Below are 24,139 nucleotides of genomic sequence, written 5' to 3'. Positions count from 1 at the left end.
GGTTAACAGCTTGTTAAAGGCCTTGGCGTTATAGTTGTTCTAAGAGATATTTCATTCATTGCGGGAGTGAAGATTTTTTGATTTCTACCGGGGAACTCTTGGAGCTGGCCTGCCGCCGGATCGCTGATCTGGATACCCCGGCCTATGTCAAAAACAGCGAACTCCGGTATGTTGCCGTCAACGAGGCCTATGCCCGCTTCTTCGGCCGCGAGATCTCCGATTTCATCGGCCGGCGCAGCCGTGAACTCTTCGACCGGCCGGAAGAAGAAGAACGTGAGGACCGCGAACGCCGTGCGCTGGTTTTCGGCACGGAAGAGAGCGCCATCGCCTTCGATGCCGCGGGACTCAGCCATGAACGGGTGCTGATCGAGAGCTTTTCGCCCTCGCAGGACCGAGCCTATGTGCTCGGCATCTTCGATGCGCGCGAAACGCGCCGTGCGATTCCCGACGTTGCGGATACGATCGCCGCCGACCTCGGCCGTATCCGCGAGGCGCTGGAAAATCTCGATCATCCGATCGGCATCTTCGCCGAAGACGGCCGCCCGCTGATCGTCAACGCCGCCTATCGCGGGGGCAGCAGGTCTGCGCCAGATGGCAGCAGGTATGCGCCAGACGGCAGCAAATCTACAGGCGAGAGCGCCTGGCATGAGAGCGTGCGGGAGCGTGACCTGCTGCGCACCATCATGGAGGATCTTCCGGTCGCCGCTTTCGTGCGCGACGAGGATCACCGGCTGGTCTACGCCAACCAGTATTACGAGACCTTCACCGGCTACGCTCGATCCAAAGCGCTCGGGATGACCGAGCACGATATGTTCGGGCAGGAGGCAGGCGAGGCGATCTACCAGGAAAACCTGCAGGCGCTGGAAAACGGCGTGCTGACCGAGATCGAGAGCACCCTGCCGAATACCGACGGCGAAATCTTCCAGGTTATCTCCCGTGTCAACCGGGTCGTGACGCCTGACGGCAAGCGTTACGTCGTCGGTTCCTTCTCCGACATCACGCCGCTGAAAGCGCGCGAAAAGGAATTGATCGAGGCGCGTGAGCAGGAAGAACTGCTGCATCAGGAAATCGAGAGCATTCTGCGTTCGCTGCCGGTCGGCGTGCTGATCCTCGATAACGATCACACCATTCTCTACGTCAATGACGAGTTCTACAGCATCTGGGAACTGCCGCTCGACGATCGCTTCGATGGGCGGCCGTTCATCGATGTCATCAAGCGCAATTACGAGCTCGGCCGTTACGGTGAGACGCAAACGCCGGAAGAGATCTACGCATTTCGCAAAGGGCTTTTCGAGGCAAGCAATCCGGAGCCGATCGAGCTCGACTGGGCTGCCGGCAAATCGGTCATCTTCGATTCCAGGCGCATTTCGAGCAACCGCATCCTGCTGACCTATTCCGATATTTCCGCCGTACGTGCACGCGAGCAGGAAATCCACGAGGCGCGCGCAGCGCTGGAAAGCCTCGGCGAGATGATGCGCGATGCAACACATGCCATGTCGCAGGGACTTGCGATCGTCCAGGACGGCGTGATCAAGCTTTCCAATGACGGGCTTGCCGACGTGCTGCGCATTCCGGCGGAGCTGACTGAGGCGGGCCGAGGCTGGATCGATCTCTTTCAGTTCTGCGCCAATCGCGGTGATTTCCGCGACAAGGCAGTCGAAACGCTGGAGGAGTGGCGGGCTAATATCGCCGCGCGCCGGCCAATCTCCACCGTCTTCCATGTCGGCGGTGAGCGCTGGGTGAACATGGAAGCCACCATCAGCGAGCGCCAGCACTGGGTGGCGCTGTTTACCGATGTGACTGAACTCAAGCAGCGCGAGGAGGAGCTGACGCAGCTTTTGTCGCGTGCGGAGGCCGCCGACCGCGCCAAGTCCGAATTCCTCGCCAATATGAGCCATGAGATCCGCACGCCGATGAACGGCGTGCTCGGCATGGCGGAACTGCTTGCCAAGACCAATCTCGATACCCGCCAGAAGACCTTCGTCGACATCATCGTCAAGTCGGGCAATGCGCTGCTGACGATCATCAACGACATCCTCGATTTCTCGAAGATCGATGCCGGCCAGATGAAACTGCGCAAATCTGCTTTTGATCTGGTGGAGGCTGTCGAGGATGTCGCGACGCTGCTGTCTTCGCCTGCGGCGGAGAAAAATATCGAACTGCTGGTTCGAGCCGCCCCTGATCTGCCTGCGGCCGTCATCGGCGATGCGGGCCGCTTCCGCCAGATCGTGACCAATCTCGTCGGCAATGCGGTGAAATTCACCGAGCGCGGGCACGTCTTCGTGGATATCGGTTTCGAGCCGTCTGCAGGCGGTGAGGTCATGATCAACCTGCGCATCGAGGACACCGGCATCGGCATTCCGACCGAGAAGGTGGAATCGGTCTTCGAGAAGTTTTCGCAGGTCGATTCCTCATCGACCCGACGGCATGAAGGCACGGGCCTGGGCCTCGCAATCACGGCCGGCCTCGTCGATCTCTTCGGCGGCTATATCAATGTCGAAAGCGAATGGGGCAAGGGCTCGGTCTTCACCGTCAAACTGCCTTTCGCCGTTGCCGCCGCCCGAGTCGAGCCGAGGCCGCTGCCGATCAACGTGCAGGGTGCGCGCATCCTGGTTGTCGACGATAACGAGGTCAATCGCCGGATCCTGACCGAACAGCTGAGCCTCTGGGGCTTCGACGGCGTTGCCGCAGAAGGTGGCGCCACCGGCTTTGCCATTCTGGAGGCTGCTGCCGATCTCGGCATCAAGGTCGATGCCGTCGTGCTCGATTATCATATGCCTGACATGAACGGCGCCGAGGTCGCGCGCCGCCTGCGCGCCGACAGCCGCTTCGTAGACTTGCCAATCATCTTCCTGACCTCGATGGATATTTCTGGCACGGAGAAGGAATTCGCGGCGCTAAACGGCCACGCGCATCTGATGAAGCCGGCACGCGCCAACGTGATGCGCAATACGGTTGTCGAGGTCGTACGGGCAAGCCGCGTCAAACAAGCTTCCGAGACCGAGATCATGCGGCTGCAGAAGGAAGTGGAGGCCGCACCACCGTCGGCGGCGACACTTGCTCCGAAGAAGCGGGCGGCCGATTTCGTCGATGTTCTCGTGGCCGAAGACAACGAGGTCAACCAGATCGTCTTCACGCAGATCCTGCAGGGAACCGGGCTTTCCTTCCTCGTCGTCAATAATGGGCAAGAGGCTGTGGAGGCCTGGGAGCAGTACACGCCGCGCCTGATTATGATGGATGTCTCGATGCCCGTCATGAACGGTCACCAGGCAACCAGAATGATCCGCCAGAAGGAACAGGGGCAGGGGCACCGCGTGCCCGTGATCGGTGTGACGGCGCATGCGCTGGAAAGCGACCGCGAACTCTGCCTCGATGCGGGCATGGACGATTACATGTCCAAGCCCATCAGCCCAGAACTTCTGGAAGACAAGATCCGCCAGTGGCTCGGCCGCGGTGAATTGCAGCCGGGTCGTTCCGGCTACTAGGCGGCTTGGACAAATTCGCTGAGTGGCGAAATTAGAATTTTCCTTGGGCCGCTGCCAGTCGAGCCATCAAATCCGTCGGAGACAGATCGTATCCCGTTGCCCTCTTACCGGACCAGTTGAGGCCGCAATAGAGGCCATCCTTTTTCAAGCCCGGTAGCCATCGTTCGATGAATGCCGACAACGGAATCGGCTCCGGCTTGAAATCGCGGTATGCTGGGACAGTTTCGATTATCGACATCGCCTTCTTTTCCGACGACCAAAAGGGCATTGCGGTTTCGCCGGACGGGTTTGTCGAGGTAGGGAAGCCGTCCGTATCTTTGATGGTCCAGACTTGGGCACCTTGCAGCGCCTCGGAGATAAAAGCAGCGGAATTGATCGCGGAAATGCTCATCCTTCAAGAATGAGTAGAAAGCTCACATTTTCGCAAGCGAGCGAAACTTGAAACCCCGGCCGATCAAACCGCCGTGTGAAGATCGAATATGACCGGATCCTCTACAAGCAGCGCAACCGTATCGAGCGGATGTCTGGGTACCTCAAGATCAACCGCGCTATCGCCACCCGATATGACCAGTTGGTCAGTAGTTTCCTCGGCATGGTGCATGTCGCCCCTGTTCGATGCCGGCTTAAATTTGTCCACGCCGCCTAAAGTTTCAAACCGCAGAGCATTTCCCGCTTGCCGGCAAAGCCCTTGCGCCGCTCGACGACGAAACCGGCGGCCGCGAGATTGCGGCGCACGAAACCTGCTGCGGCATAGGTGGCAAAACTGCCGCCGGGAACAGTCTTCTCACAGACGAGGCGCATCAGCTCTTCCGACCACATATCGCTGTTGCGCGACGGAGCGAAGCCGTCGAGATACCAGGCGTCGAAACCGGGAACGGCTTCAGAAACCCCATCGATTGCGCGGCCGCAGACGACGCTGAGCCTCGCCTGCTCATCCAGATCGAGCGAGACGATGCCTTCAGGACTATCCGGCCAGAGGGCGGCCAACGCCTGGCGCTCGGCATCGATTTCGGGCCAGTGCGCCAGCGCACGATCGATTTCATCGCGGCGCATCGGATAGAGTTCGAAGGACATGAAATGCAGATGCCGGCCAGGCTGGCGGTAAAGCTTCCATTGTCGCCAGGTCTCTGAAAAATTCAGGCCGGTGCCGAAGCCGAGTTCGCCGATGAGGAAGGTCGAGCGGCCATTCCATCGTTCGGGCAGGCCGTTTCCGGCGAGGAAGACGTGGCCGCATTCGAGCCGCCCGTCGGTCTGGCAATAAAAATGGTCGCCAAAGGCGGTCGAATAAGGCATATCGCCGTCGCGCCATTCGAGGGGCTGCGGCTTGCCCGCGCCGATCTGATCGGGATTGATGTCTGTCATGGAAAAAGCCGATAGTCCCGCCCCGGCCTCGGGTCAATCATCGATCGATCTCCTCATTGTCGGTGGCGGCATTATGGGACTGTGGGCAGCCGTTCATGCCGAGCGTCGCGGCATAGAGACGCTGCTTGTCGATGCCGGCCATCTCGGCAGCGGGGCAAGCGGCGGACTGCTCGGCGCTTTGATGCCGCATATGCCGGACCGCTGGTCTGCAAAGAAGCAGTTTCAGTTTGATGCTCTTATCTCCCTGGAAGCGGAGATTGCGGCCATTGAGGCGGCGACGGGGCTTTCGGTCGGCTACCGGCGTTCCGGCCGGCTCATTCCCCTGCCGAAACCGCATCTGCGCAAGATCGCACTTGGCCATTCCGCGGATGCGGAGATCCATTGGAAGGCGGGGGAACGGCGTTTCCACTGGCATGTGCTGGACCGGCCGCCGGGTGACGGCTGGATCGATCCGGCGGCTGGCGAAAGTGGTTTCGTGCATGACACGCTTGCCGCTCGCGTTGCTCCTCGTTTGCTCACCGCCGCCTTGGCGGTCTTTCTGCGCAAGGCACGCCATGTGAGGGTGCTGGAGAATACGGAAATTACAGGGCTCGATCCGGCACGCGGAATGGCCTCGATCGAGGGCGGAGCCGTCGCCTTCGGGCGCTGCATCCTTGCTGCGGGCTATCGCTCCTTTCCCCTCCTGGAGAACCTGACTCCGGGGCTGAAGAAACCACTCGGGCAAGCTGTAAAAGGGCAGGCGGCGCTGCTTGCTGCCGATATCGATCCTGGCTTGCCGACCATCTTTCGGGACGGGCTTTATGTCGTTGCGCATGAGGGCGGGCATGTGGCGGTCGGCAGCACCAGCGAGAACAACTTCGCCGATCCCTTTTCCACGGACGAGCAGCTTGACGCGCTCATCGAAGCCGCCCGCGACATGGTTCCCGCGCTGCGCGCTGCGCCTGTCATCGAGCGCTGGGCCGGCTTGCGCCCCAAGGCGATCGACCGCGATCCGATGGTCGGCGCGCATCCCGAGAATCACAATCTCATTGCCCTGACCGGTGGTTTCAAGGTCAGCTTCGGGCTGGCGCACCGGTTGGCGGAGGCGGCAATATGCATTGCAAGCGATACACCCGCGGATTTTTTATTGCCGGAAAGCTTTGCAATTTCAAACCACATCGCAGTCTCTTCACGTTAAACGTGAATTAGAAGCCGCTCCGCTTCGTTATTCTGTCATGCAAATCACCTATCTGCTTGCGCATCGCGAGCGCTGGGAGTGATCCGCGCTCATTTCATCAGATGGAGGAAATCGCATGCGCTATGCCATTTGCTTCACGCCATCAGCGAGCGATCCGCTCTCGCATGTGGCGGCCAATTGGCTTGGCCGCAACGTATTTTCAGGCGAAATGGTCGAACCGCCGGCAATCCGCGGCCTCGGTATCCATGAGATCGCCTTTCATACAGCGGTGCCGCGGCGCTACGGGTTCCATGGCGTGTTGAAGGCCCCTTTCCACCTCTCATCCGAGGTTTCCGAATCGCAACTCTTGCGCGACCTCATGCGGTTCTGTGGGACGCTTTCGCCCTTCCAGATTCCACGTCTGGAAGTTGCGCGCCTCGGGACCTTCTACAGCCTGTCACCGATCCGGCCCTGCGACCAGGTTCACTACTTGGCTTCGGCGATCGTTCAGGAGTTCGATCGTTTCCGTGCGCCGCTCTCCGAGGCGGATATCGAGCGCAGCGATCCGGACGGGCTTTCGGCTGCACAATTCGCGAATCTGCATCGCTGGGGCAACCCTTATGTGATGGACGAATTCCGCTTCCATATGCCGGTCACGGGTCCAGTCAACGCCGTCGACATGCCGCGCATCGAGCAGGCGTTGCGATCGATCTTCGATCCGGTGCTTATCGATCCGGTGACGGTCTCGAATGTCGCGCTGATGATCGAGGAAGGTGCCGGCGGTCCGTTCCGGGTGCACTCGCTGCATCCGATGGGCAAGGTGAGCGCCCGCAGGATCGCCTGAGGCGCCGCCTCGGGCAAAAGGCCAGTTACGCACTTTTACGCCTCGACATTCCGCTCACGGATGCTACCGTTTCACCCGACTTTTCAAAAGGTGATTTGATGGTATCCGAGACCTATGCGCGCAATCTCATCGGTTACGGGCGCAAGACGCCCGATCCGAAGTGGCCCGGCGAGGCGCGCGTCGCCGTGCAGTTCGTCATCAATTACGAAGAGGGTGGCGAGAGCTCCATCCTCGACGGCGATCCGGCTTCGGAAAACCTGTTGTCGGAAATCGTCGGCGCGCAGCCCTGGCCGAACCAGCGCAATCTCAACATGGAGTCGATCTATGAATACGGCTCCCGTGCCGGCTTCTGGCGGCTCTGGCGTCTTTTCACCGACCTCAAGGTGCAGGCGACCGTCTACGGCGTTACGCTTGCCATGGCCCGCAACCCGGAAGCCGTCGCCGCCATGAAGGAAGCCGGCTGGGAGATTGCCAGCCACGGCTATCGCTGGCTGGAATACAAGGATTTTCCGGAAGATTTGGAGCGCAAGCACATTATGGAAGCGGTGCGGCTGCACACCGAACTGACGGGCGAGCGGCCTTACGGGATGTATCAGGGCAAGCCGTCGGACAATACGCTGCGGCTGGTTCAGGAGGAGGGCGGTTTCCTTTATTCCTCCGATTCTTATGCCGACGATCTTCCCTATTGGGTGAAGGGCATCGACGAAAATCCCTTCCTCATCATCCCCTATACGCTCGAAACCAACGATATGCGGTTTGCCACGCCGCAGGGCTTCAATTCCGGCGACCAGTTCTTCACCTACCTCAAGGATGCGTTCGACACGCTTTATGAAGAGGGCAAGGAAGGCAGCCCGAAGATGATGTCCGTCGGCCTGCATTGCCGTCTCGTCGGCCGGCCTGGACGTGCGGCGGCGCTCAAGCGCTTCATGGAATATGTGCTGAAGCACGACAAGGTCTGGATCCCGCGCCGCATCGAAATCGCGAAGCACTGGCATGCGAACCATAAGCCGGGAACGGTCTGATGATTTCGCGCAGTGAGTTTGTGTCCCGCTTCGGAGGTGTCTTCGAGCATTCGCCCTTCATTGCAGAACGGGCCTATGACGACGGCTTGGTCGGCGACAAGCTGACCGTGGATCGTGTGCACACGGAACTCGTCGCTATTTTTCGTGCCGCGAGCAAGGAGGAACGCCTTGGCGTCCTGCGCGCTCATCCCGATCTTGCCGGGCGGCTGGCGATATCGGGTGAGCTGACTGAAGACAGCAAAAAGGAGCAGGCAGGTGCCGGACTCGATCGGTTGAGCCCTGAGGAGCACGCGCGTTTCACCGAACTCAACTCCGCCTATACGCAGAAATTCGGCTTTCCCTTCATCATCGCCGTGAAGGGGCTGAACAAGGACGATATCCTTGCCGCTTTCGAAAAGCGGATCGACAATACCAGCGACGAGGAATTCGTGACTGCTGCAGCTGAGGTCGAAAAGATCGCGCTGTTGCGCCTGACATCCATGCTTCCGGGGACCTGATGACCGATACGCCTGATACCAGCCTGCCAGCCTTTGCCACTGGTGCCAGGTGAAGGCGTGAGTTCTTTCCTCTTTCAAGCGCGTCACTTATATTTGCGGCATCAGGAGTGATACGACGATGAGACCGTCGGAAGTGTTGGAAAAGAACAGGCAGGCGATCCGGGAAGCGACCAAACGCTTCAATGCAGCAAACCCGCGTGTCTTCGGCTCCGTAGCCCGTGGCGAGGATCGGCCGGATAGCGATCTGGATATTCTGGTGGACGCGCTGCCCGGCAGCACATTGCTGACGCTTGGCGGTTTGCAGGATGCTTTGGAGCAGATGATGCTTGGCACGTCGATCCACCTTCTGACCCCCGGCGATTTTCCCGAATCGATTCGCACCCGGGTTCTTTCCGAGGCCAAGCCCATATGAGCGAGAGTCGTATCCCGTATCTTCTCGAGCGGATGCGATCAGCCGCGGCCGAGGCCCACGCAATGATCGCTGATGTCAGCAAGCAGCGGTTTCTCGAGGATATCGTCTTGCAGCGCGCTGTCGGGATGAGTCTCTTGATGGCGTCGGAGACGGCTGCTCAATTGATGAAGATCCATCCCGAATTCGCCGTCGAACACCCCGAATTTCCTTGGGGCGCGATGCGCGGCATGCGCAACCGCATCGCGCATGGCTATTTCGACATTGATTTGGAGAAGGTCTGGGCCACAGCCAAAGACGATGTGCCTGATCTGCTTGACCGGCTTGATCTTGTCCGCAACTGGCGTGCCCAAGGCGAATAGGTCCAATGTCCCAATATCTGGAAATCCACCCCCTTACCAAATCCGCCTTTGTACCTTTCGGTGAGGTCATCGAAGCCGATCCCGCAACCATGCGTTATATCAACGGCGGCAATACCGAGCGCTTCCACGCGCTTGCGGCACCCGAAGCCGTGGGCGAGGGCGCTCGCGTCATCATCAATCTCTTTCGCGGCCAGCCACGCGACTTTCCCTATGAGCTCGGCATGATGGAGCGGCATCCTTTCGGCAGTCAGAGCTTCTCGCCGATCTCGGGCCGCCCTTTCCTCGTCGTCGTTTCGGAAGATGAAGATGGCCGTCCCGGCCGTCCGCGGGTCTTCCTCGCCCGCGGCGACCAGGGCGTGAATTACCGGCGCAATGTCTGGCATCATCCGCTGATGGCGCTTGGAGAGCCGAGCGATTTTCTCGTTGTCGACCGTGACGGTCCAGGCAACAATCTGGAAGAATTCTTCTTCGACGAGCCCTTCATCATCAAAGAGCCAGGCCTATGACCGGACTGACCACCCATGTTCTCGATACTGCACTCGGCAAGCCGGCACAGGGGTTGCGGATCGATCTCTTTCACATCGAGGGTGAGCTTCGTCACCATATCAAGACCGTAGAGACCAATGCCGATGGCCGTGTCGATGGCGGGCCGATCCTGATCGGCGAGAGCTTTCGCGCCGGTACCTACGAACTGCTTTTTCACGCCGGAGATTACCTCAGGGCAAACGGGACGCCTCTGCCGCATCCGGCTTTCCTCGACCTCGTGCCGATCCGCTTCGGCATTGCCGATGTCTCGGCGCATTATCATGTGCCGCTGCTGATCTCGCCCTATGGCTATTCCACCTATCGCGGGAGCTGACATGCGTTTTGCCGCTATTGCCGATATCCATGGCAACTATCCGGCACTGGACGCCGTGTTGGCTGACATCGCTGCCCAAGGGATTACAGATATCGTCAATCTCGGCGATTGTTTCAGCGGTCCGCTGGAGGCGGGCAAGGTGGCGGATCGTCTGCTATCGCTCTCCATTCCGACCGTGCGCGGCAATCACGACCGCTATCTGATCGAAGGACCGCCGGAGGAGATGCATATCTCGGATGCCGCCGCCTATGCGCAGCTTGGTGCAGCTCATTTCGATTGGCTGCGGTCGCTACCGGTCGACCTGGTCTACCGGGATGAGATCTATCTCTGCCATGCAACGCCTCATGACGATAACCTCTACTGGCTGGATATGGCCGTTGCCGACGGCAGCGTGGTGCTCAGGCCGCAGGCGGAGATCGAAGTGCTGGCGGAAGGTATCGAAAGCCCGTTGATCCTGTGTGGCCACACGCATATTCCCCGTATGGCAGCACTTTCCGGCGGCCGTCTTATCGTCAATCCCGGCAGTGTCGGCGGTCCCGCCTATGACGATGACAAACCCTATCCGCACAAGGTCGAAACCGGCCACGCAATGGCGAGTTATGCGGTGCTGGAAAAATCGGCCAGCGGATGGACGGCGCAATTCCGCAATATCCGATACGACAACATGGCCATGTCGGTCTTGGCAGAAGCCAATGGCCGCCTGGAATGGGCATCCGCGCTCGCGACTGGCCGGATGCCGCAATCTTGCTGACATCAGGCAATAATCGAGGAGTCCACATCCTTGATATCGCGTTTGCCGCAGAGCGCCATAGTGACGTCCATTTCCTTGCGGATGATTTCGAGTGCCAGCGTGACGCCCTCCTTGCCCATGGCGCCGAGGCCGTAGAGGAAGGGACGGCCGATATAGGTGCCGCGGGCGCCGAGTGCCACGGCTTTTAGCACATCCTGGCCGGAGCGGATGCCGCCATCCAGATGCACCTCGATGCGGTCGGCGACGGCGTCGACGATATCAGGCAGCATGCGGATCGAGGAGGGGGCGCCGTCGAGCTGACGGCCACCGTGGTTGGAGACGATAATTGCGTCGGCCCCGGTATCGATGGCCTGCTTTGCATCCTCGACGTCAAGGATACCTTTGATGATCAACGGGCCTCCCCACTGTTCCTTGACCCAGGCTACGTCCTTCCAGGAAAGCTGCGGGTCGAACTGCTCGTGCGTAAATGTCGAGATCGACGAGAGGTCGGTAACGCCCTTGGCGTGGCCCAGAATATTGCCGAAGCTGCGACGCTTCGTCTTCATCATGTCCATGCACCAGAGAGGGCGGGTCGCCATTTGCCAGATATGTTTCGGCGTGAATTTCGGCGGAGCGGACAGGCCGTTTCGCAAGTCCTTGTGGCGTTGGCCGAGAATCTGCAGATCGGCAGTCAGCACCAGAGCGGAGCATCCGGCTGCTTTGGCGCGGTTTATGAGATTGAGGACGAAATCCCGGTCCCGCATGACGTAGAGCTGGAACCAGAAGGGTTTGGTCGTGACCGAAGCGACATCCTCGATCGAGCAGATGCTCATGGTCGAGAGCGTGAAGGGCACGCCGAATTCTTCCGCCGCGCGGGCTGCGAGCATTTCTCCATCGGCGTGCTGCATGCCGGTCATACCGGTGGGGGCAAGCGCCACCGGCATTGACACCGTCTGGCCAATCATCGTCGTCTCGAGCGTGCGGTCGGTCATGTCGACCAGCACGCGCTGGCGCAGCTTGATGTCGCGAAAATCGGCTTCGTTCGCGGCATAGGTCGATTCCGTCCAGGCACCGGAATCCGCATAATCGAAGAACATCTTCGGCACACGACGCTGAGCCATTTTCTTGAGATCGACAATGGTAAGCGGTCTGGCCATGAAGCGAACCTTCAGATCTGAACAGTTCGCTCATGTACCACGCTTTTTCGGCGCTTTGCTATTTGATTCCAGGGCAGTTTTTGCCTTAGCCGGCAGTTTTGGAAAGCTGGCCCTTCACCGCCACGCCGGCCACGTAGGTCTCGGTCACCGAGCGGTCGTCGCCCATGGTCTGCAGCAGGAAAAGCTCCTCCGGCAATGTCTTTACCACTTCCATTTTCAAGGCCATGGCTGGCGTTGCGGCGGCGTTGAGAACGACGATATCGGCGTCCGTACCCGGTTCCAGCGTGCCGATCCTGTCGGCCAGCGACAGCGCCTCGGCATTGCCGAGCGTCATGTAATAATAGCTGTCGAGCGGATTGAGGCGTTCGCCCAGGAGCTGCTGGATCTTGTAGGCCTCGTCCATGGTCTTCAGCATGGAATAGCTCGAACCGCCGCCGATATCGGTGGCAACGCCGATACGGACCGGCTTGTGCCGGCGGGCAAGCTCCTTCAGAGGGAAGAGGCCGGAGCCGAGGAAGAGGTTCGAGGTCGGGCAATGGACGGCGACTGCACTGCTTTCGCTCATGGCATCTGCTTCACGATCCGAAAGATGGATGGCGTGGCCGAAGAGGCTCTTCGGTCCAAGCAGGCCATAGCGGGCGTAGATATCGGTGTAGTCGGTCGCATCAGGATAGAGCGCGCAGGTGAATTTGATTTCGTCGTGGTTTTCCGAGAGGTGCGTCTGGATGTGAAGATCGGGAAATTCACGGGCGAGCGCTGCCGTCGCCTCCATCTGCGCCGGTGTCGAGGTAATGGCAAAGCGTGGCGTGATGGCGACGTGGTTGCGGCCCTTGCCGTGCCAGTCGGCAATCACCTGCCGGGTTTCGTCGTAGCCCATCTCAGGTGTATCGAGCAGGCCCTGCGGCGCGTTGCGGTCCATCATCACCTTGCCGCCGACCATGCGCATGTTGCGGCGCATGGCTTCCGCGAAATAGGCGTCGGCCGAAGTCTTGTGAACAGAGCAATAGGCGACGGCCGTCGTGGTGCCGTGGCGGATCAACTCGTCGTAGAAATGCGTGGCGATCCTCTCGGCATGGGCGCTTTCGACGAAGCGGCATTCCTCCGGGAATGTGTAGGTGTTCAGCCATTCCAGCAGATTTGCGGCATAGGAGGCGATCACCTGCATCTGCGGGAAATGCAGGTGCATGTCGATGAGACCAGGCATGATCAGATGCGGACGGTGATCGATTTCGACGACCTCAACAGGCGCCTTGGCCTTGACGTCAGCATAGGCGCCGATTGCGGCGATGATGCCATTTTCGATCAGCAGACCACCATCTGTCTCGTAAAAATAGCTCTCACCATCGGCGAGGCTGAGCGGAGCGCGGCGGAAGGAGAGCAGGCGCCCGCGCAGAAGTGTTGTGGTCATTCTTGTTTGCCTTCGACTGCGCTTTCGAACCAGGCGACGAGCAGCCTGCGCTCGTCGGGCGTGATATCGGTCACGTTGCCCGGCGGCATTGCATGGCTTCGGCCGGCCTGTATATAGATTTCGCGCGCATGGGCGGCGATTTCTGCGTCATTTTCCAAAACTACGCCCTTCGGCGGCCGGGCGATACCTTCATAGACCGGTTCTGCCGCATGACACATGGAACAGCGCGTGCCGATCAACTGCTTTACCGCAGGAAAATGCGGATCGCCGGCAAATTGCTGGAAGGCTGGAGCGACGGATACGGTCTGATCCTCGCCGGTCAGCAGCTTGGGCACGGTCGACAGCCACATGATGAGGATGAAGAGCACGACTGTGACGATCCAGGTCCAGGTCGGCCGGCCCTTGCGGGCGTGCGTGGTGTTGAACCAGTGTCGAATCGTGACACCCATTAGAAAGACGAGGGCTGCGATCACCCAGTTGAAGGCGGTGCCGAAGGCCAGCGGATAGTGATTCGACAGCATGAAGAAGATGACGGGCAGCGTCAGGTAGTTGTTATGCAGCGAACGCTGCTTGGCCATGTAGCCGTATTTGGCATCCGGCGTGCGGCCGGCGATCAGGTCGGCGACGACGATCTTCTGGTTGGGAATGATGATCATGAAGACATTGGCCGACATGATCGTGGCGGTGAAGGCGCCGAGATGCAGGAAGGCGGCGCGGCCGGTGAAGACCTGCGTATAGCCCCAGGCCATGAAGACCAGCACGACATAGAGCACCGCCATCAGACCCCAGGTGTTCTTGCCGAGCGGCGACTTGCAGAGCAGGTCGTATACGATCCAGCCGAAGCCGAGCGACGCGAGTGAGATCAGGATCGCGACGGGCTTGGAAATATCGAGCACATGGCGGTCGATGAGGAAGAGATCGGCCCCACCATAATAGACGATGCAGAGCATCAGGAAGCCGGAGAGCCAGGTGAAATAGCTCTCATATTTGAACCAGGTCAGGTGTTCCGGCATCTCGGCCGGCGCCACCAGGTATTTCTGTATGTGGTAGAAGCCGCCACCATGCACCTGCCATTCCTCGCCATGGACGCCGGCGGGCAGATGCGGGCGCTTCACCAGACCAAGGTCGAGCGCAATGAAATAGAAGGACGATCCAATCCAGGCAATCGCCGTGACGACATGGAACCAGCGCGCCGCAAAGGCCAGCCATTCCCAAGCTATGGCATATTCATACATTCAGTTCCCCTGTTCTTCCTCCGACTCGTGAGATTGCGAGAAATTCTGACGAGAAGAAAGGGGGATCGTGGGGTTTCTTCCCGCAGTGGACATTGCAGGAAGAGCTTGCTGGGTTTGGCATATATGCTAAGGCATCGCCAGAGACGCTATTAGGAGCCGCTGAAACATGCAGATCGAAGTCCCTTGCCCGAAGTGCCGCAACACGCGCATGAAGTTTCCGCGCCCGCAGCCGATCGACAGCGACATCATCACCTGCTTCAGCTGCGATTTCGAACTCGGCACCTACGGCTCGATCAAGAAAAAGATGGTGGCGATGCTGAACCGCGTTGCGGCTGCCGAACAGCAGCAGAAGAAGCACTAGTTTACGGCTTCAGCCGGTTCAGCTGTGCTGAGCGGGAAGGGTCCGCGGCCAGAACCGCAAGCTTTTGCGGATAAAGGCCATTAGTCCGGCGGTCTGCGGACCGGCTGAGCTTGGCACCTCTGGCTCAACGATACAGTCGGCAATGTCCTCCAGCAGGCGGGTATCGAATGGACCGACAGACCGTGGGGCAGGGGTGAGCTTGCCTTGGTCGAGCGACAGGATCATCAAGGGCGATAGCATCGGGGACCTCCCACACTGCGCGCTGTTTGCGCGCGATGGAAGGAGATTGGCCCGCTTGCTTGCGTCGGGTCCTTTAGCAGCAGCCTAAAAGATCCAAAGAATGCCGAAACATTCCTAAGCTTCCGGCAGGCCTGCCTCGCGCAGGCCGTTGATGACAAGGGCCAGGCGCTCGGGAACTTTGGTTGCCTGTCCGCTCGCGATGCTTGCCAGCGTGCTGTCGGGCGCGATGCGCAGGAGATGCTGCAGGAAGCGTTTTGCCTCTTCTTTCCGTCCGAGAAGCATGTTGTCGGTGATCAGAATCCAGACCGTTGGATCGAAATTCGGGTTCAGCGCCAAAGAGCGTGACGCCCAGAGAAGCGATTGCTCGTAATTGCCGCGGATCATCTCGATGTCGGCGAGGCCACTGAAGGTGATGTGGGCGTAGGGATCAAGCGGGCTCAGGCGGTGGGCGCGCATGAGATATTCCTGCGCCTGATCGAGATTGCCGCAATGAAGGTGGGCAATTCCGGCCCTCAAGACCACGTTAAGGCTGTTCGGATTGAGGTCGACTGCGGCCTGCATGATCGCCAGGCCCCAATCATATTCACGCCCGACCTGAATGAGCGACATGCCGCAGGTGGCCATGATCGTGGCGTCGCCTCTCGCCAGTTCGATGCCCCGGCGCGCGAGCGCGACACATTTTTCTGCGTCATCCGGGCCAAAGGGCGGCCAACCCATCGTCCTGCGGTGTTCGAGCGTATAAGAGGCTAGCCCCAGGATGCGGGCGTTGTCCGGCTCGCGCTCAAGTGCTTCGGTTAGCAGCGCATGGGCTTCCGCGTTCTGAGCGGAGGTTTCGGCCAAGATCTTCGGCAGGACCTGCAGACAGATGTCGTAGACGGAGATGCTGCCGGGCCGTTCCCGGCGCGCACGTTCCAACTCGGCTCGCTGGACATGCGGCTCGATCCCGACGGCGACGGATTCGGTAATGCGGTCCTGGAACTCGAAGACGTCTTCGAGGTCGCCGTCGAAGCTTTGCGCCCAAAGCTGGACATTGGCTGCGGCATCCACCAACCGGGCATAGATGCGCAGCCTGTTGCCGGATTTGCGCAGGCTGCCTTCGAGCACATATTTGACGCCGAGTTCGCCGGCGATCTTTCGGATGTCGCCGGCGCCGCGGTAGACGAAGCTGGTATTGCGGGCAATGACGGCAAAGGATTTGAAGCGGCTGAGCGCCGTTATGATGTCATCGACAATGCCATCGGCAAAATATTGTTGTTCAGGATCACCGCTGAGATTTTCGAAGGGCAGCACCGCGAGCGAAGGGAACACGTCGTCCCCGATATCGGCGAGCGGCGCCTGGCTCCTGAAAAGGCGATAGCCGAGGCGCGGCAGCGTGACGATCCATTCCTGCCCGTCCGGCCGCTGTCCGAGCGCCTTGCGCAGATGCGCGATCTGTACCGAAAGATTGCCTTCCTCGACCATCAGTCCCGGCCAGCCCGCTTCGATCAACGCGTCCTTTCCGACCGGGCGTCCGTCGGCGTCGAGCAGTGCCTTGAGCAGTGAAATCGCACGCTGGCCGAGCGCAACTGGCTGGCCGTCCCGTCGCAGCATGCCGCTGCCGGGGTCGAGCGTGAAACGGCCGAAAGCATATCGCTGCTCTTCCATCAGATTATTTATATCCGCGCAATTTGAGGTGGCAATCTGGTTGTGCGCTGCGCTGTGGAGCGGGCGTGTCATTCGTATGCCTTAAAAAATCGCCGATTTCTGCGGCATTTTATCCACTGCTGATGCTCCAATGTGGAACAGCCGATTCCTTGAAATGTGAAATTTGGGTTACAGTTTTTAAACGCAGCCGCCGGGATGAGGTGGAAAACCGCTAAAGACCGGCGGCGCATTCATCGACGGAGAAGATGCCCATGCGCAGCATTCTGACATGCGTGATGATTGCATATGCGTCGTTCGCGACAGCCCACGACGCCGGTACTGGGTGGAGTTACGACCCCTATTGTTGCAATGGAAATGCCGAAACCGGCGATTGCCAGATGATCCCGTCCAAGGCCGTTGCCATCACGCCGGATGGTTATCGTTTGACGCTGAAGCCTGGCGATCACCGACTTGTGACGCGCTACCATGTCTTTCTGCTGCCGATGACCAAGGCGATGCATTCGGGCGACAGCGATTACCATCTCTGCCTGTTCCCGAACGAGGATACGCCGCGATGTTTCTATGCGCCCGAGATGGGCTATTGAGCGAGATTTAAGATCTGTCGCGTTCGCGCGACGAGTTCAATCCTGCTCGACATTGAATTTTTCCAGCAGCCATTTCCGGAAGTTTCTGATTTTCGGAACGTTGCGCCTATTTTCGGGATAGGCCAGCCAATAGTCGCGCCCGTCGTTGCCGGTCAGTTCGAAGGGCTGATAGAGCCTTCCGGTGGCAACGTCTTCCTGGAAATGACCTGGGTTGAGCATGGCAACACCGCCTCCAGCCATGGCGATGCTGGCATCGAGGATCTGCGTGCCGAATTCGCTTTTCGGATAGCGCGAGAGATCGGCATCCTTGACGCCGGCGGCAGCAAACCATTGCGCCCACCACGGATCGCCGGCGCTGATCAGGGGCAGTTTCAGAAGATCTGCGGGCTCGTGAACGCCACCGATTTCGGCCGCGAGCTTCGGGCTCAGCATGGGGGCGAAATCAAGCTTCATGATGCAATGGCTGATGAGGCCCGGCCAATCGCCGCGACCCCAGCGGATCGCGACATCGGCCGCCTCTTTCTGAAAGTCGACGATGTTGCCCGAGGTGACGAGCCTGACGGCGATATCGGGAAACTGCAGCTGGAACGCGCCGATGCAGCGCGAAAGCCATTGCTGGGCGAAGGTCGCAGTCGAATGAATCGTCAGCGTTTCCTCGGTTGCCTTGCGCATCGAAGCCATGGCTTCGATCAGGATGTTGAATGCTTCGGAGACCTTAGGTGCCAGATGTTTGCCCGCTTCCGTCAGCTCGATCTGACGCGGACGGCGCAGGAAGAGCGGCTCGCCGATATTCTCCTCCAGGAGCTTGATCTGATAGCTGACGGCGGTTTGCGTCATGCCGAGTTCGTCGCCTGCCTTGGTGAAACTACCGAGCCGGGCCACGGCTTCGAAGACGCGCAGCGCGTTCAGCGGGAACTGCTTCGACAGTTTCATGGATAAATTCTCTTTATGGATGCAGACGGTTGTTCGATTGGAATTGCAGCATTTTTCCCGGCAAACTGCAATCATCTCATCAAACCATCAAGGTGATGTCATGGATTGCCAAGCTATCGAAGAACGCCGTTCCCTCGCAAAAGAGGCATTGATCACTGTCCTCATCCGCCGGCTGACCCGGGGGATCGGCAGCCGGATGCCGCAGCTGGACATGGACGTCACACCCGATCGCATCAAGCGCGATCTCGGTTTCCTGGATGGACGCGATCCGCGTTACGAGGACGATCGGTTGCGATAGGCGGAAAGTGCGGTCAGGATTTCGGCTGCTGTCACGGCGGCGATCACTTCGGGGCGTTTGTCCTTCACCGCCGATCCGCCGATCGGCAAAGTGAGGCGATCGAGCCAGGAGCGCTCGCCGCCTGCCTCGCGGGAAAGCCAGCTTGCAAAGGTGGCGCGCTTGGTCGCAGAACCGATCATGCCGACATAGGCAAAATCGGTGCGGGCAAGCGCCTCGCGAGCAATCAGGAAATCCAGTGCATGATCGTGGGTGAGGATGACGAGCGCCGCGCCAGCGGGCATGTCTTTCACCAAGGCTTCGGGCATCGGCACCAACCGGCTTTTCGTCGAAGCGGGAAGATTGGCAAGCTCATCCCGACGGGTTTCGATGACGGTGACCGAGAGCGGCAGTGGAGCAAGGGATGCGGCTAAGGCACGGCCGACATGGCCGGCACCGAAGACATAGACCTCGGGCAGACGTTCTGTTTCTTCTTCCTGTTTCTTCTCCAGTTCATCCCTGACCGTATCCGTCACAGGCCGGAAGCGCAGTTGCGTGCGGCCGCCGCAGCACTGGCCGATTTCCGGTCCGAGCGGAATATCCATCATCTCCGTGCCGCCGGTGCCGGCAAGCATCTCGCGGGCATTGCCGATGGCGATGAATTCGAACTGGCCGCCGCCGATCGTGCCCCAGACGCTCCTTGCCGAGACCAGCATGAAGGTGCCGGCCTCGCGCGGCGTCGAACCTTGCGTGCCGGATACTTCGACGAGGATCGTTTCAGGCTGGAGGGCCAGGAAGGCGCGGAAGTCGCTGCCGGGCAGAAAACCGGAAAGGATTTCGCGCCGCGTCATCGTTACACCCTCTTCATCCTCTCGACCGCCATCAGCACGCGTTCAGGCGTTGCGGGCGCATCGAGACGCGGGCAGACGCGATAATTCGCGACGCTCGCGACAGCCATGGAAAGAGCCTCCAGCACTGAGATCGCCAGCATGAAGGGTGGCTCGCCGACGGCTTTCGAGCGGCCGATCGTCGCTTCGGTATTTTCGGACCATTCTGCCAGGCGCACGTTGAAGATCTTCGGCCGGTCGGAGGCGAGCGGGATCTTGTAGGTGGAAGGCGCATGCGTGCGCAGGCGGCCCTTGTCATCCCACCAGAGTTCTTCCGTCGTCAGCCAGCCCATGCCCTGAACGAAGGCGCCCTCGACCTGGCCGATATCGATCGCCGGGTTCAGCGAGCGGCCGACATCATGCAGGATATCGGTGCGGTCGATGAGATATTCGCCGGTCAGCGTGTCGATCGACACTTCGGTGCAGGCGGCGCCATAGGCGAAATAGTAGAAAGGCGTGCCGCGGCCGGCCTTGCGGTCCCAATGGATTTTCGGCGTCTTGTAGAAGCCGGCGGCTGAGAGCTGCACCCGGGCGAAATAGGCCTGCTTGATGAAATCGGGGAAGGGGACTTCGATGTCTCCGACCCGCACACGGTTAGGCAGGAAGATGACTTCCGAGGCCGGAACGCCCCATTTCTCCGCGGCAAAGGCGACAAGTCGTTCCTTGAGCTGACGGGCTGCATCGAAGGCGGCCATGCCGTTCAGGTCCGAACCGGAAGAAGCGGCGGTGGCCGAGGTATTCGGCACCTTGCCAGTCGTCGTCGCCGTGATCTTCACCCTGTCGATATCGACCTGGAAACTGTCGGCAAGAACCTGCGCCACCTTGGTGTAGAGGCCCTGGCCCATTTCGGTGCCGCCATGGTTCAGGTGGATCGAGCCGTCCTGATAGATATGGACGAGCGCGCCGGCCTGGTTGAAGGCGGTCATGGTGAAGGAGATGCCGAATTTGACCGGCGTCAGGGCGATGCCCTTGCGGATATAGCGGCTGTCGCGGTTGAAGGCGACGATGGCGTTGCGGCGGGCGCGGTAATCGGCGCTGTCCTCCAACTCCTCGACCACGCGGGCGATGATATTGTCCTCGACCTCCTGATGATAGGGCGTGGTCGTGCGCCCCGAACCCGTCTGGCCGTAGAAATTCAGCTTGCGGATATCGAGCGGATCCTTGCCGACGGCATAGGCGATCTCCTCGATGAAGCGCTCGGCACCGAGCATGCCCTGCGGGCCGCCGAAACCGCGGAAGGCGGTGTTGGAGACGGTATGCGTCTTCAGCGGCTGCGAGGTCAGATGCACATGCGGGTAGAAATAGCTGGAATCGGCGTGGAAGAGGGCGCGGTCGGTGACCGGGCCTGACAGGTCGGAAGAGAAGCCGCAGCGGGCCGAATAGGTGGCGTCGACGGCGTGGATGCGGCCTTCCTCATCGAAGCCGAGTTCGTAATCGACACGGAAGTCGTGGCGCTTGCCGGTGGCGCTCATATCCTCGTCGCGATCCGGACGGAACTTGATGGCGCGCTTCAGTTTCTTGGCGGCGATTGCCGCAAGGGCCGCGAACTGGTTGCCTTGCGTTTCCTTGCCGCCGAAGCCGCCGCCCATGCGGCGCACGTTCACGGTCACGGCGTTCGAGGGGATGTGCAGCACATGTCCGACGATATGCTGGATTTCGCTCGGGTGCTGTGTGGACGACCAGACAGCAACCTCATCATCCTCGCCTGGGATCGCCATGGCGATATGGCTTTCGAGATAGAAATGCTCCTGGCCGCCGATGCGCATGCGGCCCGTCAGCCGGCGCGGGGCGTTGGCCATTTCCGTTTCCGGATCGCCGCGCTTCAGCGTCATCGGCGTGATGACAAGCGGGCTGCCATTTTCAATAGCCCCATCGATATCGCTCCAGTGCGGCAGGTCGCGATATTCGATCTTCGCCTTGCGGGCAGCGCGCCGCGCAATCTGGCGGGTTTGGGCGATCACCGCGAAGATTGGCTGGCCGTGGAATTGAACCAGAGTTTCGGCAAGCAGCGGTTCGTCATGGCTGCCGTTGGAGCTAACGTCGTTGACGCCGGGAATGTCCTTGCCGGTGAAGACCCAGACGACCCCGGGATAGGTCTGGACCTCGGACAGATCCATCGAGACAATCTCGGCATGGGCGCGGTCGGACAGGCCGAGTGCGCCGTGCAGCAGATCGGACGGTTCAGGAATATCGTCGATATAATCGGCACTTCCGGTGACATGCTTATGCGCTGAATCATGGCGCAGCGAGACATGCATCTGGCCGTTGATGAGCTTGCGTTCCTCGAAGGTGGACTTGTCCATCATGCCACCTCCTCGAACCGCTTCAGTTCGGCGGGCGCACCGACCGTTTCGAGGTAAAACCGCGTCAGCAGGTTCTTGGCCGTCAACTGGCGGTATTCAGCAGTTGCGCGCCAGTCCGTCAGCGGCTGGAAATCGGCATCGAAGGCGGGGCGGGCGGCCTCGACGGTCGCTTCATTCCAGATCTTGCCGATCAGTTCTGCCTCGACGCTGCGGGCGCGCTTCGGCGTTGCGGCCATGCCGCCGAAAGCGATACGGATGTCGGTAACGTGTTCTGTCTCATCCAGCACCAGATGGAAGGCACCGAGGACGGCGGTGATATCCTCGTCGCGGCGTTTGCTGATCTTGTAGACGGCAAATTTCGCGTCGGCGGTCGGATAAGGCACGAACAGGCTTTCGACGAATTCGTCGCGCCTGCGGTCCTGCCTTCCATAGGCGATGAAGTAATCTTCGAGCGGAAGCGTGCGCGTGCCCGCGGTCGAGCGCAACGTCAGTTGTGCGCCGAGTGCAATCAGCGGCGGCGGGCTGTCGCCGATCGGCGAACCGTTGGCGATATTGCCGCCGATCGTGCCCATATTGCGGACCTGTTCGCCGCCGATGCGGGTGATGAGGCGGGCAACGGTCGGAATTTTCCAGGCAATGGTCTCCAAGGCGCGGGTATAGGTGACGCCGGCGCCGATGGTGATGCCGGTCTCGCCTGCGGTGATCGACTGAAGCTCCGTCAGGTGATTGATGAAGACAACGGGGTTCAGTTGCTGCATCTGCTTGGTGACCCAGAGGCCGACATCGGTCGAGCCGGCAACGATCGTTGCTGTGGGTTCTGCGGCCAGGATCTTCGCCAGTGCCTCCAGGGAGCGCGGCACGATCAGACGGCCTTCTTCCGACGTCACCGTCAGCGTTTCCGAGGCCTGCATGGCCCAGAGGCGGGCGATGATTTCGGCGCGGGTCTTTTCCAAGGGATCGAAGAGCGTGCTCGGGCGCTGCAGGCTCACCTGTTCGGCTGCCTTGACGATGGGCTCGTAGCCGGTGCAGCGACAGAGATTGCCCTGGAGCGCCTGTTCGATCTCGGCACGGTCGGGCTTCTCGTTGGAGAGCCAGAGGCCGTAGAGGGACATGACGAAACCGGGTGTGCAGAAGCCGCATTGCGAACCGTGGCAATCGACCATGGCCTGCTGCACCGGATGCAGCGTGCCGTCTCTAGCCGCCAGATGCTCGATCGTCACGACATGGGTGCCCTGAAGGGAGCCGATGAAGCGGATGCAGGCATTGACGGATTCATAGAAAAGCTTGCCGTCGATCAGCCGGCCGACCAGCACGGTGCAGGCGCCGCAATCACCCTCGGCGCAGCCTTCCTTCGTGCCCGTCAGTCGCCGCTTCAGCCGGAGAAAATCAAGAAGAGTCTCGGTCGGCCGGACGTTCTCCAAGGAAACGTCCTCGCCATTGAGGATGAAGCGGATGCTGTCGTTCATGATGTTCCCGGTTGTTTTTCCAAAATGGTTATGCCGCCGTCCAGCCCCCGTCAATCGAGATATGCGTACCGGTTACCTGTCGGGCTTCCTCGCTTGCGAGGTAGAGGGCGAGCGCGCCGATCTCCTCGGCCTTGACGAATTCATGCGTCGGCTGCGCCTTGAGGATGACTTCGGTCTTGACCTGTTCCTCGGTCATGCCGCGCGCCTTGGCGGTATCCGGGATCTGCTTTTCGACCAGCGGGGTCAGCACGTAGCCGGGGCAGATGGCGTTTACAGTCACGCCGAATTCGGCAAGCTCGAGCGCTGCCGTCTTCGTTAAGCCTAACATACCATGTTTTGCCGCTACATAGGCAGATTTGAAGGGCGACGCGACCAAGGCATGTGCCGAAGCGATGTTGATGATGCGGCCATGTTTTTTCGCTTTCATCAGCGGGATCGCAGCACGCATCGTATGGAAAGAGCTGGACAGATTGATGGCGATGATCTGGTCCCACTTCTCGATCGGGAAATCTTCGATCTTTTCGACATGCTGGATGCCGGCATTGTTGACGAGGACATCGACCGTCCCGAAGGTCTTAGCCGCAGTTTCGATCAGATCGGCAATCTCTGATGGCTTCGTCATGTCAGCCGGGTGATAGAGTGCCTTCGCTTTCGACGATGATTCAAGGCGCCCGACTATATCATTGATTTCATATTCTTTTCCGAAGCCGTTGATGACGACGTTGTCGCCCCTGGCGGCAAAGGCAGTGGCAATCGCAAGCCCGATGCCGCTGGTGGACCCGGTGACGACGACTGATCTGCTCATGCTTCTTCCTTCCTGACTATGAGATGCTGCATTGCAACGTTGAAGCGAGGTTATGCCCAAAGGCGGCGGGCTGGCAATCGGGAAGTGGCTGAGGGGCGCCGCCACTTACGCCCTTC

Annotated in this window: 24 protein-coding genes; 13 read left to right on the top strand and 11 right to left on the bottom strand. The window is 60.0% G+C overall.

Translation table 11 applies throughout. The features are described from left to right. The first annotated feature begins 77 nt into the window (after positions 1 to 77). Positions 78 to 3,485 (top strand): response regulator, encoded by a 3,408-nt coding sequence (locus ACK9YZ_RS15240; RefSeq protein WP_416064371.1) that lies wholly within the window; start codon positions 78 to 80, stop codon positions 3,483 to 3,485. A gap of 31 nt (positions 3,486 to 3,516) precedes the next feature. Here ACK9YZ_RS15240 and ACK9YZ_RS15235 read toward each other — a convergent pair whose 3' ends face one another. Together ACK9YZ_RS15235 and mnmD are read right to left on the bottom strand one after the other, a co-directional pair. Beyond that, the gene (locus ACK9YZ_RS15235; protein ID WP_416064370.1) at positions 3,517 to 3,876 is read right to left on the bottom strand and encodes a DUF2750 domain-containing protein; all 360 of its coding nucleotides are present in this window, start codon (positions 3,874 to 3,876) and stop codon (positions 3,517 to 3,519) included. Between the two features lie 251 nt (positions 3,877 to 4,127). Continuing rightward, complete coding sequence (gene mnmD, locus ACK9YZ_RS15230) at positions 4,128 to 4,847, bottom strand: tRNA (5-methylaminomethyl-2-thiouridine)(34)-methyltransferase MnmD (RefSeq protein WP_416064369.1); 720 nt, start codon at positions 4,845 to 4,847, stop codon at positions 4,128 to 4,130. Between mnmD and ACK9YZ_RS15225 the strand changes: the two genes are divergently transcribed. The 9 genes from ACK9YZ_RS15225 to ACK9YZ_RS15185 all read left to right on the top strand — a co-directional run bounded on the left by ACK9YZ_RS15225 (position 4,846) and on the right by ACK9YZ_RS15185 (position 10,747). Beyond that, a complete protein-coding gene (locus tag ACK9YZ_RS15225; RefSeq protein ID WP_416064368.1) occupies positions 4,846 to 6,024 on the top strand; it encodes an NAD(P)/FAD-dependent oxidoreductase in 1,179 nt (392 codons plus the stop codon). The two genes, mnmD and ACK9YZ_RS15225, sit on opposite strands and share 2 nt — an antisense overlap. 115 nt (positions 6,025 to 6,139) lie before the next feature. Beyond that, a complete protein-coding gene (locus tag ACK9YZ_RS15220; RefSeq protein ID WP_416064367.1) occupies positions 6,140 to 6,847 on the top strand; it encodes a DUF1045 domain-containing protein in 708 nt (235 codons plus the stop codon). Positions 6,848 to 6,945: 98 nt separating this feature from the next. Then, positions 6,946 to 7,869, top strand: coding sequence for an allantoinase PuuE (gene puuE, locus ACK9YZ_RS15215; protein ID WP_416064366.1), 924 nt, complete (start codon positions 6,946 to 6,948; stop codon positions 7,867 to 7,869). Beyond that, positions 7,869 to 8,366 (top strand): 2-oxo-4-hydroxy-4-carboxy-5-ureidoimidazoline decarboxylase, encoded by a 498-nt coding sequence (gene uraD / locus ACK9YZ_RS15210; RefSeq protein WP_416064365.1) that lies wholly within the window; start codon positions 7,869 to 7,871, stop codon positions 8,364 to 8,366. The genes puuE and uraD overlap by 1 nt, the downstream gene beginning before the upstream one ends. Before the next feature lie 118 nt (positions 8,367 to 8,484). Continuing rightward, entirely contained in the window at positions 8,485 to 8,778 is a 294-nt protein-coding gene (locus tag ACK9YZ_RS15205) for a nucleotidyltransferase family protein (protein ID WP_183731915.1), read from the top strand. 62 nt (positions 8,779 to 8,840) lie between these two features. Next, positions 8,841 to 9,137 carry a DUF86 domain-containing protein gene (locus ACK9YZ_RS15200; RefSeq protein ID WP_416064364.1) on the top strand — a complete coding sequence of 99 codons (297 nt, stop codon included), beginning with the start codon at positions 8,841 to 8,843 and terminating at the stop codon, positions 9,135 to 9,137. Between the two features lie 5 nt (positions 9,138 to 9,142). Beyond that, a complete protein-coding gene (locus ACK9YZ_RS15195) occupies positions 9,143 to 9,643 on the top strand; it encodes an ureidoglycolate lyase (RefSeq protein ID WP_416064363.1) in 501 nt (166 codons plus the stop codon). Further along, complete coding sequence (uraH, locus tag ACK9YZ_RS15190; RefSeq protein ID WP_216755474.1) at positions 9,640 to 9,996, top strand: hydroxyisourate hydrolase; 357 nt, start codon at positions 9,640 to 9,642, stop codon at positions 9,994 to 9,996. Before ACK9YZ_RS15195 ends, uraH begins: the two co-directional genes overlap by 4 nt. Before the next feature lies 1 nt (position 9,997). Then, complete coding sequence (locus ACK9YZ_RS15185) at positions 9,998 to 10,747, top strand: metallophosphoesterase family protein (protein WP_416064362.1); 750 nt, start codon at positions 9,998 to 10,000, stop codon at positions 10,745 to 10,747. Between the two features lie 2 nt (positions 10,748 to 10,749). Here ACK9YZ_RS15185 and ACK9YZ_RS15180 read toward each other — a convergent pair whose 3' ends face one another. The 3 genes from ACK9YZ_RS15180 to ACK9YZ_RS15170 all read right to left on the bottom strand — a co-directional run bounded on the left by ACK9YZ_RS15180 (position 10,750) and on the right by ACK9YZ_RS15170 (position 14,526). Further along, positions 10,750 to 11,883 (bottom strand): L-lactate dehydrogenase, encoded by a 1,134-nt coding sequence (locus ACK9YZ_RS15180; RefSeq protein WP_416064361.1) that lies wholly within the window; start codon positions 11,881 to 11,883, stop codon positions 10,750 to 10,752. A gap of 85 nt (positions 11,884 to 11,968) precedes the next feature. Continuing rightward, entirely contained in the window at positions 11,969 to 13,291 is a 1,323-nt protein-coding gene (gene guaD / locus ACK9YZ_RS15175) for a guanine deaminase (protein WP_216755471.1), read from the bottom strand. Further along, positions 13,288 to 14,526: a urate hydroxylase PuuD gene (locus ACK9YZ_RS15170; RefSeq protein WP_216755470.1), complete on the bottom strand. Its 1,239-nt coding sequence runs from the start codon at positions 14,524 to 14,526 to the stop codon at positions 13,288 to 13,290. The genes guaD and ACK9YZ_RS15170 overlap by 4 nt, the downstream gene beginning before the upstream one ends. Positions 14,527 to 14,692: 166 nt before the next feature. Between ACK9YZ_RS15170 and ACK9YZ_RS15165 the strand changes: the two genes are divergently transcribed. Continuing rightward, positions 14,693 to 14,887 (top strand): hypothetical protein, encoded by a 195-nt coding sequence (locus ACK9YZ_RS15165; RefSeq protein WP_216755469.1) that lies wholly within the window; start codon positions 14,693 to 14,695, stop codon positions 14,885 to 14,887. Positions 14,888 to 15,241: 354 nt separating this feature from the next. Here ACK9YZ_RS15165 and ACK9YZ_RS15160 read toward each other — a convergent pair whose 3' ends face one another. Beyond that, a complete protein-coding gene (locus ACK9YZ_RS15160; protein ID WP_416064360.1) occupies positions 15,242 to 16,771 on the bottom strand; it encodes a winged helix-turn-helix domain-containing protein in 1,530 nt (509 codons plus the stop codon). Positions 16,772 to 17,022: 251 nt separating this feature from the next. Here ACK9YZ_RS15160 and ACK9YZ_RS15155 point away from each other — a divergent pair, with 251 nt between their 5' ends. Continuing rightward, the gene (locus ACK9YZ_RS15155; protein ID WP_216755466.1) at positions 17,023 to 17,355 is read left to right on the top strand and encodes a hypothetical protein; all 333 of its coding nucleotides are present in this window, start codon (positions 17,023 to 17,025) and stop codon (positions 17,353 to 17,355) included. A 36-nt stretch (positions 17,356 to 17,391) separates the two neighbouring features. Here the strand turns inward: ACK9YZ_RS15155 and ACK9YZ_RS15150 are convergent, their stop codons facing one another. After that, on the bottom strand, positions 17,392 to 18,288 hold the full coding sequence (locus ACK9YZ_RS15150; protein WP_416064359.1) for a LysR substrate-binding domain-containing protein: 897 nt from the start codon (positions 18,286 to 18,288) through the stop codon (positions 17,392 to 17,394). A gap of 100 nt (positions 18,289 to 18,388) precedes the next feature. Here ACK9YZ_RS15150 and ACK9YZ_RS15145 point away from each other — a divergent pair, with 100 nt between their 5' ends. Further along, on the top strand, positions 18,389 to 18,586 hold the full coding sequence (locus ACK9YZ_RS15145; protein ID WP_416066749.1) for a hypothetical protein: 198 nt from the start codon (positions 18,389 to 18,391) through the stop codon (positions 18,584 to 18,586). On the opposite strand, the gene xdhC is transcribed toward ACK9YZ_RS15145, so the two are convergent. From xdhC to ACK9YZ_RS15125, 4 genes are read right to left on the bottom strand one after another with little or no spacing between them, the layout of a single operon-like run. Further along, a complete protein-coding gene (xdhC, locus tag ACK9YZ_RS15140) occupies positions 18,562 to 19,413 on the bottom strand; it encodes a xanthine dehydrogenase accessory protein XdhC (protein ID WP_416064358.1) in 852 nt (283 codons plus the stop codon). The two genes, ACK9YZ_RS15145 and xdhC, sit on opposite strands and share 25 nt — an antisense overlap. Positions 19,414 to 19,415: 2 nt before the next feature. After that, positions 19,416 to 21,752, bottom strand: a complete 2,337-nt coding sequence (gene xdhB / locus ACK9YZ_RS15135; protein ID WP_416066748.1) for a xanthine dehydrogenase molybdopterin binding subunit — start codon at positions 21,750 to 21,752, stop codon at positions 19,416 to 19,418. Continuing rightward, a complete protein-coding gene (gene xdhA, locus ACK9YZ_RS15130) occupies positions 21,752 to 23,218 on the bottom strand; it encodes a xanthine dehydrogenase small subunit (protein WP_416064357.1) in 1,467 nt (488 codons plus the stop codon). Before xdhA ends, xdhB begins: the two co-directional genes overlap by 1 nt. A gap of 28 nt (positions 23,219 to 23,246) precedes the next feature. Beyond that, on the bottom strand, positions 23,247 to 24,023 hold the full coding sequence (locus ACK9YZ_RS15125; protein WP_416064356.1) for a 3-hydroxybutyrate dehydrogenase: 777 nt from the start codon (positions 24,021 to 24,023) through the stop codon (positions 23,247 to 23,249). Positions 24,024 to 24,139 lie beyond the last annotated feature (116 nt).

This window comes from Rhizobium sp. ZK1 (genome assembly GCF_047782645.1).
Taxonomy (GTDB): domain Bacteria; phylum Pseudomonadota; class Alphaproteobacteria; order Rhizobiales; family Rhizobiaceae; genus Rhizobium.
This window is presented reverse-complemented; position numbering and strand designations above follow the sequence as displayed.

Coding starts and splice junctions, on each gene's coding strand:
- ACK9YZ_RS15145 (WP_416066749.1), top strand. CDS start 18,389: ATGGATTGCCAAGCTATCGAAGAACGCCGTTCCCTCGCAAAAGAGGCA.
- mnmD (WP_416064369.1), bottom strand. CDS start 4,847: ATGACAGACATCAATCCCGATCAGATCGGCGCGGGCAAGCCGCAGCCC.
- ACK9YZ_RS15195 (WP_416064363.1), top strand. CDS start 9,143: ATGTCCCAATATCTGGAAATCCACCCCCTTACCAAATCCGCCTTTGTA.
- ACK9YZ_RS15200 (WP_416064364.1), top strand. CDS start 8,841: ATGATCGCTGATGTCAGCAAGCAGCGGTTTCTCGAGGATATCGTCTTG.
- xdhB (WP_416066748.1), bottom strand. CDS start 21,752: ATGGACAAGTCCACCTTCGAGGAACGCAAGCTCATCAACGGCCAGATG.
- puuE (WP_416064366.1), top strand. CDS start 6,946: ATGGTATCCGAGACCTATGCGCGCAATCTCATCGGTTACGGGCGCAAG.
- xdhC (WP_416064358.1), bottom strand. CDS start 19,413: ATGACGCGGCGCGAAATCCTTTCCGGTTTTCTGCCCGGCAGCGACTTC.
- ACK9YZ_RS15170 (WP_216755470.1), bottom strand. CDS start 14,526: ATGTATGAATATGCCATAGCTTGGGAATGGCTGGCCTTTGCGGCGCGC.
- uraD (WP_416064365.1), top strand. CDS start 7,869: ATGATTTCGCGCAGTGAGTTTGTGTCCCGCTTCGGAGGTGTCTTCGAG.
- ACK9YZ_RS15205 (WP_183731915.1), top strand. CDS start 8,485: ATGAGACCGTCGGAAGTGTTGGAAAAGAACAGGCAGGCGATCCGGGAA.
- ACK9YZ_RS15150 (WP_416064359.1), bottom strand. CDS start 18,288: ATGAAACTGTCGAAGCAGTTCCCGCTGAACGCGCTGCGCGTCTTCGAA.
- ACK9YZ_RS15125 (WP_416064356.1), bottom strand. CDS start 24,023: ATGAGCAGATCAGTCGTCGTCACCGGGTCCACCAGCGGCATCGGGCTT.
- guaD (WP_216755471.1), bottom strand. CDS start 13,291: ATGACCACAACACTTCTGCGCGGGCGCCTGCTCTCCTTCCGCCGCGCT.
- ACK9YZ_RS15185 (WP_416064362.1), top strand. CDS start 9,998: ATGCGTTTTGCCGCTATTGCCGATATCCATGGCAACTATCCGGCACTG.
- ACK9YZ_RS15235 (WP_416064370.1), bottom strand. CDS start 3,876: ATGAGCATTTCCGCGATCAATTCCGCTGCTTTTATCTCCGAGGCGCTG.
- ACK9YZ_RS15160 (WP_416064360.1), bottom strand. CDS start 16,771: ATGGAAGAGCAGCGATATGCTTTCGGCCGTTTCACGCTCGACCCCGGC.
- ACK9YZ_RS15165 (WP_216755469.1), top strand. CDS start 14,693: ATGCAGATCGAAGTCCCTTGCCCGAAGTGCCGCAACACGCGCATGAAG.
- xdhA (WP_416064357.1), bottom strand. CDS start 23,218: ATGAACGACAGCATCCGCTTCATCCTCAATGGCGAGGACGTTTCCTTG.
- ACK9YZ_RS15155 (WP_216755466.1), top strand. CDS start 17,023: ATGCGCAGCATTCTGACATGCGTGATGATTGCATATGCGTCGTTCGCG.
- ACK9YZ_RS15180 (WP_416064361.1), bottom strand. CDS start 11,883: ATGGCCAGACCGCTTACCATTGTCGATCTCAAGAAAATGGCTCAGCGT.
- uraH (WP_216755474.1), top strand. CDS start 9,640: ATGACCGGACTGACCACCCATGTTCTCGATACTGCACTCGGCAAGCCG.
- ACK9YZ_RS15220 (WP_416064367.1), top strand. CDS start 6,140: ATGCGCTATGCCATTTGCTTCACGCCATCAGCGAGCGATCCGCTCTCG.
- ACK9YZ_RS15225 (WP_416064368.1), top strand. CDS start 4,846: ATGGAAAAAGCCGATAGTCCCGCCCCGGCCTCGGGTCAATCATCGATC.